The 13,040-nt window shown below is 35.8% G+C and carries 15 protein-coding genes and 2 pseudogenes; 15 read left to right on the top strand and 2 right to left on the bottom strand.

The features are described from left to right. The first annotated feature begins 262 nt into the window (after positions 1-262). From AN161_RS22445 to AN161_RS22410, 7 genes are all read left to right on the top strand, one after another. On the top strand, positions 263-625 hold the full coding sequence (locus AN161_RS22445) for an SMI1/KNR4 family protein (RefSeq protein WP_082340354.1): 363 nt from the start codon (positions 263-265) through the stop codon (positions 623-625). Between the two features lie 344 nt (positions 626-969). Continuing rightward, complete coding sequence (locus AN161_RS22440; protein WP_053596549.1) at positions 970-1,290, top strand: DUF6572 domain-containing protein; 321 nt, start codon at positions 970-972, stop codon at positions 1,288-1,290. A 23-nt stretch (positions 1,291-1,313) separates the two neighbouring features. After that, complete coding sequence (locus AN161_RS22435) at positions 1,314-1,949, top strand: hypothetical protein (RefSeq protein ID WP_053596548.1); 636 nt, start codon at positions 1,314-1,316, stop codon at positions 1,947-1,949. 675 nt (positions 1,950-2,624) lie between these two features. Beyond that, on the top strand, positions 2,625-3,322 hold a 698-nt coding region (locus AN161_RS22425; RefSeq protein WP_277815975.1), incomplete at its 5' end, for a pre-toxin TG domain-containing protein. Between the two features lie 22 nt (positions 3,323-3,344). Further along, the gene (gene imm47, locus AN161_RS22420) at positions 3,345-4,139 is read left to right on the top strand and encodes an Imm47 family immunity protein (protein ID WP_053596553.1); all 795 of its coding nucleotides are present in this window, start codon (positions 3,345-3,347) and stop codon (positions 4,137-4,139) included. Positions 4,140-4,703: 564 nt separating this feature from the next. Further along, positions 4,704-5,036, top strand: coding sequence for a hypothetical protein (locus AN161_RS22415; RefSeq protein ID WP_158003089.1), 333 nt, complete (start codon positions 4,704-4,706; stop codon positions 5,034-5,036). Between the two features lie 4 nt (positions 5,037-5,040). Further along, positions 5,041-5,454 (top strand): hypothetical protein, encoded by a 414-nt coding sequence (locus AN161_RS22410; RefSeq protein ID WP_053596545.1) that lies wholly within the window; start codon positions 5,041-5,043, stop codon positions 5,452-5,454. A 304-nt stretch (positions 5,455-5,758) separates the two neighbouring features. On the opposite strand, the gene AN161_RS22405 is transcribed toward AN161_RS22410, so the two are convergent. Further along, positions 5,759-5,959, bottom strand: a complete 201-nt coding sequence (locus AN161_RS22405) for a helix-turn-helix transcriptional regulator (RefSeq protein WP_053596544.1) — start codon at positions 5,957-5,959, stop codon at positions 5,759-5,761. 164 nt (positions 5,960-6,123) lie between these two features. On the opposite strand from AN161_RS22405, the gene AN161_RS22400 reads away from it, so the two are divergent. The 7 genes and pseudogenes from AN161_RS22400 (at position 6,124) to AN161_RS30235 (ending at position 12,002) form a co-directional block, all read left to right on the top strand. After that, a complete protein-coding gene (locus AN161_RS22400; RefSeq protein WP_053596543.1) occupies positions 6,124-6,900 on the top strand; it encodes a recombinase family protein in 777 nt (258 codons plus the stop codon). Positions 6,901-7,032: 132 nt separating this feature from the next. After that, positions 7,033-8,484: an IS110 family transposase gene (locus tag AN161_RS22395; protein ID WP_082340332.1), complete on the top strand. Its 1,452-nt coding sequence runs from the start codon at positions 7,033-7,035 to the stop codon at positions 8,482-8,484. 562 nt (positions 8,485-9,046) lie between these two features. Then, positions 9,047-9,526 carry a DUF2247 family protein gene (locus AN161_RS22380; RefSeq protein WP_053596541.1) on the top strand — a complete coding sequence of 160 codons (480 nt, stop codon included), beginning with the start codon at positions 9,047-9,049 and terminating at the stop codon, positions 9,524-9,526. 293 nt (positions 9,527-9,819) lie between these two features. After that, a complete protein-coding gene (locus tag AN161_RS31180; protein WP_053596540.1) occupies positions 9,820-10,554 on the top strand; it encodes a transposase in 735 nt (244 codons plus the stop codon). Then, positions 10,520-10,933: pseudogene (locus AN161_RS31175) on the top strand (transposase); the annotation flags it as partial. The gene AN161_RS31180 and the pseudogene AN161_RS31175, both read left to right, overlap by 35 nt. A gap of 533 nt (positions 10,934-11,466) precedes the next feature. Continuing rightward, positions 11,467-11,805 carry a hypothetical protein gene (locus tag AN161_RS30770; RefSeq protein ID WP_241774629.1) on the top strand — a complete coding sequence of 113 codons (339 nt, stop codon included), beginning with the start codon at positions 11,467-11,469 and terminating at the stop codon, positions 11,803-11,805. Beyond that, positions 11,805-12,002, top strand: coding sequence for a hypothetical protein (locus AN161_RS30235; RefSeq protein ID WP_053596538.1), 198 nt, complete (start codon positions 11,805-11,807; stop codon positions 12,000-12,002). Before AN161_RS30770 ends, AN161_RS30235 begins: the two co-directional genes overlap by 1 nt. Here AN161_RS30235 and AN161_RS30765 read toward each other — a convergent pair. Beyond that, positions 11,997-12,485, bottom strand: a complete 489-nt coding sequence (locus AN161_RS30765; protein WP_241774628.1) for a hypothetical protein — start codon at positions 12,483-12,485, stop codon at positions 11,997-11,999. The genes AN161_RS30235 and AN161_RS30765 overlap by 6 nt on opposite strands. Before the next feature lie 51 nt (positions 12,486-12,536). On the opposite strand from AN161_RS30765, the pseudogene AN161_RS22350 reads away from it, so the two are divergent. Then, positions 12,537-13,025: pseudogene (locus AN161_RS22350) on the top strand (hypothetical protein); the annotation flags it as partial. Between the last annotated feature and the right edge of the window lie 15 nt (positions 13,026-13,040).

The following is a 13,040-nucleotide window of genomic DNA, read 5'->3' as shown; positions in this document are numbered from 1 at the left end:
TAATTGAACCGCCGTATACGGATCCGTACGTACGGTGGTTGGAGAGGTCGGGAGTTAATCACTCCCTCCTACTCGATTGTTGGCGCTACCCAGTGACGATTAGTTGATTTTTTATGCAGAGAATATGAGTAACCCATGTAAGACCTATATTATGTTTTTAAGAATACGGGTAATGATGCTCATGGGGATATTATAAGCGTAAGTAACAGAGAACGGAAGACTATCAAAATAATATTAAAAATCCAATGACAAAGGTGGAAATATTGAAGAAGATGATGTTCTGCCTAATGATTTACTTGAATTTTATAATATTTGTGAAGGGGTAGGCTTGTTCGCAGATGCAGATTTTGAAGTAAGTATTGTTTCTCCTGATAAATTCCTACTTGCTAACCCCATAATTGTAGGAGAAAAATGTGAATATGATATTTCTTCACACAGGTATATCATTGCAGATTTGGGTAATGGGAATTTTCTAACTATTGATTTACACCCTGATAGGTTAGGAAAATGTTATGATAGCCACTGGGATTCTCATGGTATAGTAGGAAGCAGTACTGTTGTAGCAAAATCATTCACAGATCTATTAATGAGATTATTTGAAAGTAAAGGTGATAGTTGGTATTGATATAAAGATGATTTTGAGTCACTAGGTGATGCTTATGACGGAATTGAACTAGAATAGAATGTAACAAATTTTAGTAAGAACTTCTAATTTTCTTTACTAGCTATATTAATTATCATGGAATTTCTGGGACTTATTGAGTAACAAGATGATATTGATAAACTAAGAAAATGAACTTAAAGCACTTGATTGTCTATAATGGTGACAAGTGATTTTTCGTAATTTATATAATTGAGTGTGTATAATTGTTAAATTTTAACGGATGGAAAAGGGATATTTTAAAGGTGATACTCCTATATCTTCTACAAAAGTTGAGATTATTAGACCAGATTAGAGAGGAGAACAATATGTCTATAATAGAAACAAATAAAATAGATGCTATGGGTATTAGTAAGGACGAGGAAGGCTTGATATTGATGCTTGCAGATCATTTGGATTGGAAAAATGAACCGGAGCATTTAACTCTTTTACAAGATAAAATTAATGCATATTTAGGCTTTATTGAATCAAATCAGCATTCAGATACCTATCCAAATATAGTATTTGAATATTACGTTATTGATGTAAGGTTTAAATATAAAGCAACTGAGAATTGTTTGAAATTTTTCGAGGCGATTAATACACAACTAAGAGAGTTTAATATTCAAGTGGTAAAAAGTGAAGATTAAAATGGATGGAGGACAGTAGCGGCATGAGCAAAAATCAAAAGAACAAAGAAAAAGAGAAAATCATAATGACCAATATAAAGCAAGAGGCGAAAAAACAAAATTTTAAGGTGATTTCTAATTGTATTTATAAGGTCATGGGTGATTATTTTGCTTGTGCTGTATTTTGGGTTCAATGTAACGAAGATAAGTGGACTTTATTTCTTAGAATGAATATTAAAGCTTACAACTATGATAATTTGTTTTGGGAAATATTTGAGATGCCTGAGAATATAAATGCAAAAGAAAGTTTGAGAGCTAATGGGGCATTTGCATGTCCACCATTTCAATGGATTGAAAGATCATATGAAGTAAGTACTTTAGAATTGATGCAAAGTGATATTGCAAGTGCAATCAATGATTTTCAGAATGAGATAAATAAATTAGTTGAAGTGATTAAATTAGACTCTGGCGATTTCAATTCCTATATATTATCTCAAAAAAATATAACGGATGAAAAATTATTAAAAATGATAGCTAATATATCTAAAAATGATTATTCTGTTGCAAAAGAGATTGCTTTTGCAGAAATCGGAAAGGGTCAACGAGGGGGATATAGGAATAAAGGAAAAGATAAATACGAATATATAATTGAATACTGCAATAAACATATAAATAATTGATAAAAGCAGCATTCTAGCGGATATGAGATTATAGAGAGTATCAAAAATTTTGTGTAAATGAATAAAAGTAGAAAAATTTTTTATCAAATACAAAAAGCTCATACGACCATTTTTATGGTGAGTTTGAGCTTTTTTTGTTCTATCATTTATAGTCGATGCTAAGTAATCGCTAGTAGTAGGCGATTGTGTGTACGTATAAAACAAGGAGCTTGTTGTGGCAAAGTCAATCTCCTCTCCCGCATGCAATAAGGTGTCCTTATCCATGAAGATCATTAACTGTAAGAAGTTGGTATTTGATAAAAAAGATTGAATATTCCGTCGTTTCAGGCGGTATCCCTGTTGTAGGGAAAGTTAAAAAAGCGCTCAAGAAAAAGTTAGGCAAGGTCTTGACAAAAGCCAGGAAGCTAAAAAATAATTTATCCAAGAGCAAACTGGTCAAGAGGTTTAAAAAGGCTGTAAAAAAAGCAGTTAAAAAGGCCAAGAAGTATGTAAAAAAAGTTGTAAAGACAGTTAAAAAGGCAGCGAAAACAGCTGTTAAGGCGGTTAAAAGCGCAGCAAAAACAACTGTTAATGTGGCTAAAAGTGCGACAAAGAAAGCAGCAGTAGCTGTAAGTTCGGTTAATATTAAACAAGCTATATCAACCGCCGCTGATTTCATTCCAGGGTAATGCCAANCCAAAGCCGCTTTTGAAACGGCCTTTGGATTTGATCCGTTTACACTGGATAAATTGAGTGCGATGGATCGAGGGATATCAGCGGCAGGCATCTTGGGTGGTGGATATGCTAAAGCAGCTGGAAAAGGTGGAAAGGCTACATTAAATCTCTTCTCCAACAGCAAAAACGCGACGAATGCAACCGAAGCAGCTGCTAAATCATCGAAAAATGTGGCATCAGCTAAAAGTGATATTCCTAAGGGTACGGGTAATAATTCTTCAGGTAGGGATGTTTATGGACCTTATTATGATGAGGCGAAAAAATTACACGATACTAAGCCTGATTGGTATCCTAACCCTGATGAATCTAAAATAGTAAAGGGAAAAGAACTAAAGGAAGCAAGAATAGATTATCAAACGTTGGTTAGAAGAGGAGAACTTGAAAAAGGTCATCATAAGCAAGGTTTATCTTTTGGTGGAGAGAATGTAAGTTCAAATATTAAAAAGACAGGAGAATCGACTATTCGTCAAAAAGAAATTGATGAATTAGATTTGGATTTTTATCATGAAATGGGTTATGGTAAAGAAAATGCTAAGATACTAAAAATACATGAGAATGAGAAGGGGATTATTGTATTTGGTAATAATCCTCAACATACTGAAGTTACTGTTTTTCAAAATAAAGTTTTGAAATGGCAAAAAGAAAATGGCAAAAGATAATTCAATGAAAGTAGGTGCATCTATGGGAGAAACGGGAAATCTTATGAATAGTATATGGTTTGGAGAAAAAACAACTTTAGTCAAATCAGAAATTAAAGAAAAAATTTTGAATTCTGTAACAGAAAAGGAAGTTTTATTTAATTTAATTGAATTATTTAAAACAGGTGATTTTACTCAAAAACCATTATTGTTCCAATTAATGAATCAGACTAGAAATGAATCGGTTTTGAATTTATGTATTAGAATGTTCTTAGCTGTTGCAACACATGATGATTTAAGGGATTCAAATAATCTACGTTTTCTTAGTGAGGTAAACGAAGAAACAGTAAACACTTTTGCATCAGCAGCCACAACATCACTTTCTCTTGATATAATTCCATATTTATTGGCTTTACTTGAAGAATGGGATGAAATCAGTGATACAGCTATTAATTTAAGGGATTCTATTGATTTTATTATTAATTTTGAGGAACAAATTGGTGAAGATGCAACTATAGATGAAATTGGAAATTTCTATTTTAATTATTGTGAGGAAATGGATACAGAGAGTTATTATTTTCAACAGAATTTAGCTTTTCCTGGCGACTTAGCTAAAAAGTTAATACAGCGCGTTATGATTGCTGCGAATAATGAGGAGCCATTAAAAATGGAATTAATACCTTCTTTATTATCAATTTGGTCTGGTGAAAAAGTACCTGCGGACTACAATACTGTCATAAATGCGAGCAATTACAAAGATTTTATTGACTATATTGATAGACTTTCAAGTGAAAACTGGGAAAAAGGACAAAAATATTTTTATGGTTATAAGCTTTAACTATAACATATGAAAAATAAACAATTTAAATAATTCAGTAATGCAAAGTATATATACAAGTGTATTAGAGTATGGAATGCTTTAAAAAAATTTCTTTATCTTGATTATAAAGGTGAAGAAAATCATGAAATTGTAAACTACGTTTTAGGTTGTGAATTTGACAAGAATATTGAGATAGTTCACAAGAAGAGTTTGAGAAGTTAGGAGAATTTGAATATGGGTTTTTACCTGAAAAGATAAGTGAAGTCAACAAAGTCATTTCTTCCAAAGGGTATGGATTATTTTCTTACCCAACTACTGAAATTTATCTTAAATAATGATCAAAATTATTATGCATTGTTACCGATGGATGCAAATGTTGGAGAGATGTATGAAGTTAATGTTAAAGATGTAAAGTAATTTGGTTAAGAAGTCAGTGCTGTTTTTGGTTTAAAGAGAACTTTAGAGAGTATTGTCAAAATCAAGGGATCTGTTAATAAATGTGTGTGGAATAAGTTAAAATTGAATAAATGATAAAATGGTGGTAGTTGGAAAATTCAACTACCACTATTTCTTTAGATGGGCTTGGTTTTATATTTTAAGGGTACTAGATATGTTAATAACACAAAGGGATTAGCAGATGATATAGGAAGTAAACTAGGTGGTACTGTTAGCAATGCAAAAGGTAAAGGTTATAAAGTTGAAATACCCAATGGTAATAAATCTATTACAGTAAGGGTCATGGAAGCAGGCTCTGGAGGGCGAAATGAACCATATTATAGAGTTAGTATTGATGGCAAAGGTTCACTTACTCTTGATGGTAAAATATCCAATGATAGAAGTCTTACACATATTGATATAACCGATGACGCATTAAAACAGATTGATATAATGATAAAAGCATATAAAGGAAAGTGATAATATGGAGGAAAGATTATCCGATTTACTCAATGAACTGTGGGCTGCAGTTATTGAAAGATATGAATTTGATATCTTGAAAAATACTATTAGTTTTGAGTTGAAAACAATAGATAATGGCTATGAAAATAAGTATAAAATGGTTTTTGAAGGAGTAACGGCATGGTATTTCGTTGAAAATACTGGTGAAGAAAGGCTTAATACAAAAGCTAATGTTGAGGAAGATGACTATTTAGAATTAACGTCAATTGACTTTTATGTTGGGGGAATAGGACAAATTAAGCCCTCATCAATAGAAGAGGACTGGGTAAATCAATATTATTCTAATGCTAATTTTGCGTTGGAAATATGGAATGCTTTATTATTAGTTGAAGCAAAAAGCATTGTTATAAATGGGAATAAATATACTGTAAGTTAATTGTATTGCGGTTATCGTATAGATAACCGCTTTTTTTGGGGGACGGAGTGACGAACGTTCCCCTCTTTATTCATGGCATAGAGATAACCCTTATATGCCCTATATGATGTTTTAACAAATTTTATAGTACGTACAACAACTTTAAAACATATGCCCTATTTAATGTATTTTATCTTATGAAAATAATTATAAAATTATCAGATACCATCATTCTCACTCTCAAATACTTTATCTTCGTTTTCTCCCTTCCTTTTAAATTTTTCGCAACTTTGACGTACATAGAACGATTACTATAGCAAGAGGACTACTTCACCTCGATTAATTCCTGAATGTCGATGTCTAACACTTTGCATACTGTTTCTAATGTTGATAGATAAACCCTGTCCACATTGTCTGAACAAAGATGGCTTATTGTATTTGGACGTAATCCTGTCATACGTGCTAACTCACGTTGTGAAAGGTCACGTTCTTTAAGGATTTCCTTTAGTTTAATTGATATTGGCATGGTAATTCCCTTCCTCTTTTTTATGCTACTTTTACGATACACAATAAATTTGTATCGGTAAAGGGGTTGAATGTATCGCTAAAGCCGCATACAATGGATTTATATTAAATATAGCGGCTAAGCGTTACACTAATTAAGATTAGCGTAACGGAGGGGGAAAAATCATGAAAGTAATCGGATATATTCGCGTATCGACACAAGGACAAGCAAGGGATGGATATAGCCTTTCTTACCAAGAAGATGAAATCAAAGCATATTGTCAGGCTCAAGGAGACACGCTATTGCATTTGTTTAAGGACGAGGGTATTAGTGGGGCTAAAGTTGATGAAGAAGCGTTAGAAGTGGACAGATTAGGTTTTCAGGAGATGTTGGAGTATCTCTCCCACCATGAGGTGGATTATGTTGTGACACTTAATACAAGCCGTTTATGGCGGTCAGACATTGTGAAAGTGTTAGTTCATCGAGAAATGAAAAAGTATGGAGTGGACATTCGGAGTATTGAACAACCGCAATACAGTATCCACAAGAAAGACCCTAGCGATTTTTTAATCAATGGCTTAATGGAGTTATTAGACCAATATCAACGTTTAGAAATCTCTTTAAAGCTAGGGAGAGGGCGAAACAAGAAAGCCCAACAGGGCGGCTATGCAGGAGGAAATGTTGCATTAGGCTATAAAGTGAAGAAAGGTCAGAAAAGACTAGTTGTTGATGTGGGACAAGCACTGACCATTCAAAGAGTGTTTGACTTAAAGGAACAGTATCCTTCATGGTCTTTAACTCAACTAGCGGAACAACTGAATGATGACGGACATCGAACAAAACAAGGAAAGTTATTTACGAAAGTCCAGATCAAACGGATTTTAGATAGAAAAGCCTTTTATAGTGGGTTATACCGCTATGGAGACATAACAGCAAATGGCAAACATCAAGCCATTTTATAACGGTTAACAGATAGAGGATGGATAGGCTTTCGTACCCTTGCGAGTCTAAAGAGACTAACGCTCGACCTAAGGTTGCCGACATTCTCTGTCTTGCTTTTTCCGTTCAATCTAATATAGGGGTGAGGTTTTCTGATGAAACGAGATAAGCATATTTATATAGGGCTAGATTTACACAAGTTCCAACATACAGCGGTAATAGTGGATTGTTGGTTTGAAAAGCTAGGAGAAATGACCTTTCAAAATAAACCATCCATTTTTCCAAGTTTACTAGAATATGTGAACAGATTTCTTACAGAAGGTTTGACCCCTGTATTTGGATTAGAAGATGTGGGCGGTTACGGAAGGGATTTAGCGTTATTCATAATAGAACAGGGCTATATCGTTAAGTTTGTCAATTCCTCTTTATCCAATTCAGAACGAAACAGCTATGCGATGACACAAAAGAATGATAGTTGGGATGCTCAATGTGTCGCAGATGTGTTAATTCGTAAGTTACCATATTTACCTGACGCTACACCATCGGATATTCATTGGATAATCGCTCAACTTGTAGGCAGAAGAAACGCCTTAGTAAAAGCACAAACAGCTTTGAAGAACCAATTGCATATGCAATTAAACTATTATTATCCAAGTTACAAGGAGTTCTTTTCAGAAGTAGATGGGAAAACAGCTTTAGCCTTTTGGGAAAGCTATCCTTCACCATCTCATTTGGAGGGGGAAACAGTAGAGGACTTAAGAACATTCTTACTAGAAGCGAGTAACAATGCTTGTTCCACTAGAAAGGCAGAGCAAATAATGTCACTCGTTCTAGCTGATGGAGAGGTAAAGCGTGAATACCAAACATCAAGAGACTTTATCATTCAAAGTATTGTTCGAGATATTCGCTTTAAGAAACAGGAAATCAAGAAGGTAGATAAAGAGTTAAAGGTTACCATTCAGAAGTTAGGTATGCAGCTTGAAACCATGCCAGGGATTGATACGGTTACTTCATCCGCTTTTATAGCAGAAATCGGTGACATTCATCGGTTCGCAACCTCTGATAAACTCGCAAGATATGCAGGAATAGCACCTATTAAAATGGGTTCGGGCGGTAAGGAAACGATGAAGAAAACAAAACAAGGAAATCGAAAGCTATATGATATCTTTTACAACTTAGCTGTCCAACAAGTCCAAGTTAGTAAAGGTAGTAAAATACAACACCAAGAAACACGAGACTTTCTAGTAAAGAGCATCGTCCGAGACATTTCATTTAAGAAGCAGGAAATGCGCTATGTGGAACGAGAATTAAAAGGGTTAATGAGTTTACTAGACTTTCAATTAGACACAATGCCAGGCATAGATCTCGTTACAGCTTCGGCTCTAATTGCAGAAATAGGCGATGTACGCCGTTTTCCGAATGCCAACAAATTAGCACGATTCGCGGGCATTGCTCCTGTTTACTTTGGCTCTGGTGGGAAAGGAAGGGAACAAAAAAGCAAGCAGGGAAATCGGGCGTTACACGCTTTATTTTACAACTTAGCCGTACAGCAAGTACAAGTGGCAAAAGGAAGTAAGCTGCCAAGGAATCCAGTATTCCATGCATAACTATCGACGGAAACTAAAAGAAGGCAAAACAAAGGGACAAGCATTGGTTTGTATAATGAGACGGCTTGTAAACATTATATATGGCATGTTGAAGCACAAAACAGCCTATGAATTGCCGATAATAAAGGAGGAAGAAGTATTTAATAAGGTTTAAGAGCGATTGTTTTTTATTAGCGGATTTTAAGATTACAACATAGGGTACGGGTGAACTTAAGCATCCAGTTTTAGACAATCCACGAGGAGGTAGTGCATTAAAAGATGATTTTTACCATAGCTTTAATGATATAGTTGATAACTATGCAGTTGATGCTCAAAGATTTGATTTACCAAATAAAAAAGGACATATGGATTCGTTGTATCAGATAGAAGGTTCAGTGGTTAAGTATGAAACGCAATATGTAAAGGTTAAGAATAACGCCCCTGAAATGTCACAGACGAAAAAAACAATAGATGGCGTGTTTGAATGGGTAGTCGATCCTACGACTGACACAGTAACCCATAGAACATTTATACCTGGTCAAAAAGTTACAGGAAAAATAAACCAGTAGAGGAAATAAATGAATTGTATAAAATTGAAATAATCAAGAAAAATGGATTTAATTGTAACTGGACTACATTGTTTATTGGTAGACAGTTTAAATTAATTTCTTCCTTAGAAGTAACAAATTACGCTGTTGAATATCTAGAGAATAATCCTAATGTTAATAATGGGTTCATACTTGAATTGGCGTGGGAACAAGTAGAAGATAAAGTAGATGATTTACTTGAAAAAATAATCTCTGACAGTTCTCCGGAAGGCATGACTAAAGAGTATCATAAGTGGTTATATAGCATTATTAAAGAAGTATATAATAACTCTTCTGCTGAAAATGTCTTTCAAGAAATTGAAAATATTTTTTTTATGTTTAATACGCCCCAAAATATGTATGATTTTTTTAGAAAAGTATCGGATGCATTTTATTATCCTTCTGATTCTAAACATACAATTAAAGAACTTATTGAGGAGTTTTTGAATGCTGAGAAGCAACTGATTATAAAATAAATCCATCGTTTTTTTTGTAGATTTAACCACTAAATGCTAAACTATTTGCTTTGGTACTCAAGAAAGACAAGGTCTCGTAATAAAGGAGATTTTATACAATAAATTGAGCATATTAAAAGGAGAGTAAACTAGGTAGTATAAAATGAAAAAAGGTTTGGAAATCGATGGCTCATCACCATAACTTGGGGTTGACCATATAAAAATTCAATAAATTTACATTAAAGTATAGAAAAAAAGTGAAAACTCACGTATCGTAATTGTTGCTGAGACAAACCACGAGAGGAGTTTTAACTTTGTACTCTAAGTTTATCAAATTAATTCTACCGTTGCCATCCTTTTTTGAAATCGCTCTGCCATCTAAGGAGGAGCCAAATATTTTTCACGTGGATATTGCGCCACAATCAATAGCTTGTCCAAATTGCCAAGGTCGGACTGTTTGTCATGATCGTGCCCTACGCCGTTTTCGGCATGGCTATGCCTGGCATATTGGCGTGCTTTGGATTGAATTATTTGTGCCTCGCCAACGCTGTAAAAATTATGGATTTACGTTCACATTTGACTATGGATTAGGGCTTGTTCATTCCTCGACGGAATCGTTTCGTCGTGAAATTACGAAGCGTTGTCATGGTCGCTCAATTGCGGATGTCGCACGTGACTATGCACTTCCGTATACAACGGTTGAACGCTGGTTTTATACGTATGCACCCGAACAATTAGTCGAAGAAAGTGCGAAACATATTTGTGTCGATGAATTCGCTTTACGCAAAGGGCACAACTATGCGACGAGTGTCTTAAACGCTGAAACAGGACGCATTTTGGCGATTGTTCCTCACCGAGATCAAGAAGCAATTGAATCGGTTTTAAAGAAAGTGGTAGGGTCGATTCAAACCGTGGTCAGTGATTTCGCAGCGGCCATGGCAGGTGCGATTCAAGCCGTTTACCCAACAGCTATTCATGTATTGGATCGCTTTCATTTGATTCAATTTTTCACCGATGCCCCAGCAGCGCAGACGACGTTACTTAGGTGAAGCAAAAAAGCAGCACAAATCCCGATTTATCGACCGCTGTTTAGCGCGAAAACCGGAAGAGTTAACAGAGGAAGAACGTGGTTTTGTGCGTGAATGGCTACGGGAAGATTTTCATACAAAGCATATCTATCAAGCATTGAATCACATGCGTTATGTGTTAAAAGCTACAACGGATACACAAGCAACAAAGCGCTTAAAAAACTGGCTCGAACGCTATCAATTTCACACAAGTGGTGTAGTTTCAAAGATAGCTAAAACCGTGATTGTTCGTGAGAAAGCAATGGTAGATACCATATACTCACCTTTCTCAAACGGCATTATGGAAGGCACAAATAATAAAATTAAGCTCATCAAAAGACGTGGTTTTGGCTACCGAAATGATGCCCATCTTTTCCTCCGTTTACGTTTGGAAACAGGTCATTGATTTTGTCATCCCCGGATTTTGGTGATGAGCCAGTTTTTAACCTTTATCTTTTAAGAGCTTATTCCAACTTTAACGCTGAGTTGGAGTGAGCTCATTTTTAGTTAAAACAACTTATTTACTCCCTTATTTACTAGTACTCGAAAAATGAATTTTCACTTACACTTAGGTAAAGCAATTGAGGGGAAGGTATTAGAGGTCAAGAAAGATCAAGTACGCCTGCACCTATCCATTGATGAGGCACAAAAAAGGAAGAAGCCACATGGTTCTCACTTGCTACCCCTTATACAGCAGAAGGTCATAGCGGCTTTTACAGTCCGCCAGAGGAAGGTGATAGCGTTCATCTTGCCTTCCCGACATATCGGGAGGAAGCAGCCGTTGTCCGCCACAGTATAAGAAAGGGCGGCGACTCTAACCCAAAAACAGCCGATCCGAAAACGTCCTACTGGGGCACACCAAAAGGCAAGGACATCAAGCTAGACCCGCAATCGGTGACGTTTACTGCTAAGGAAGGTGCCGTTTTCCTAAAGCTGGATCAGGGAAGTGGCGTAGAAGTACATAGTAAGCATCCGCTTACACTAAAAGCCAATGATACTATCACCTTTGCGGGTAAAAGCATTTCCATGAGTGCAACAGAATCCATGCGCTTGACATGTGGCTCCAGCAGTCTCGTTTTTGACGGGATCACCGATATTCAAGGGCAGATTGTCACAATGGAAGGCTCGAACAAAGCACCTGTGTCCGTGTCTAATACATCCGGTGAAGGCGCTGACCTTGAATCCGCACTAGACGTCATGGGCATGATCCCTATTGGTGGGGGTGATGCTTAATGGCGAAGAAGGGTAAAGGATTCTTCGGAGCACTAGGTAGTGCTTTAGGCAGTATTCCTGTTGTAGGGAAAGTTAAAAAAGCGGCTAAAAAGAAAATCAAAAAGGCCAAAAAGAAACTAAAGAAAGCCTTAAAAAAAGCAAAGAAAAAGCTTAAGAAAAAGATAGGCAAGGTCTTGACAAAAGCCAGGAAGCTATAATTTATCCAAGAGCAAACTGGTCAAGAGGTTTAAAAAGGCTGTAAAAAAAGCAGTTAAAAAGGCCAAGAAGTATGTTAAAAAAGTTGTAAAGACAGTTAAAAAGGCAGCGAAAACAGCCGTAAAGGCAGTTAAAAAGGCAGCAAAAACAACTGTTAAGGCGGTTAAAACCACAGCAAAAACAACTGTTAATGTGGCTAAAAGCGCAGCAACGACTACTGTTAAGGTGGCTAAAAGTGCGACAAAGAAAGCGGCAGTAGTTGTTAAATCGGTTAGCATCAGCCAAGCAATATCAACCGTAGCTGATTTCATTCCAGTCGTTGGTAATGCCAAAGCCGTTTTTGAAACGACCTTTGGATTTGATCCGTTTACAAAGGAAAAATTGAGTGCGGTGGATCGAGGGATATCAGCGGCAGGTATCTTAGGTGGTGGATTTGCCAAAGCGGCTGGAAAAGGTGGCAAGGCTACATTAAATCTCTTCTCCAACAGCAAAAACGCAACGAACCAGCCGAAACTGCTGGAAAGAATAAGATAAATGTAGACGACTTTAATCCGAGTACAGCTACAAACAAGCAAAAAGGTAATTATGGAGAAATAAAGTCAAGTGACAATTTATTAAACAATCAAAGTTTAAAAGATGCTGGATATGACTTAAAGCCAATGGGTAGGGGTGCCCCATCAAGTGTTAATGATAAAATTGTAAAAGGGATTGATGGATTATACCAAAACAAAAATGCAGATTCAAATATCAAATATGTTATTGATGAAGCAAAGTTTGGTAGTTCACAATTATCAAAAACACCTAAAGATGGACCACAAATGTCAGATGACTGGTTGAAAGGTACGAAAACCAAAAAAGATAGAATATTGAAAGCTGTTGATGGAGATAAAGAATTAGCACAAAAGATTACGGATGCATTGGATGAAGGTAAAGTTGAGCGAGTACTTTCAACAGTCGATAGTAGTGGAAAGGTTAAAACATATAGAATAGATGCAAAGGGTGACATAATTGGAGAATGGCCTTAAGTCAAAGGCAAGGAG

Origin of the sequence: Lysinibacillus sp. FJAT-14222, from assembly GCF_001278875.1 — a bacterium.
GTDB lineage: Bacteria > Bacillota > Bacilli > Bacillales_A > Planococcaceae > Lysinibacillus > Lysinibacillus agricola.
Note: the sequence above shows the minus strand (reverse complement) of the source record. Positions and strands in the feature narration are given on the sequence as shown.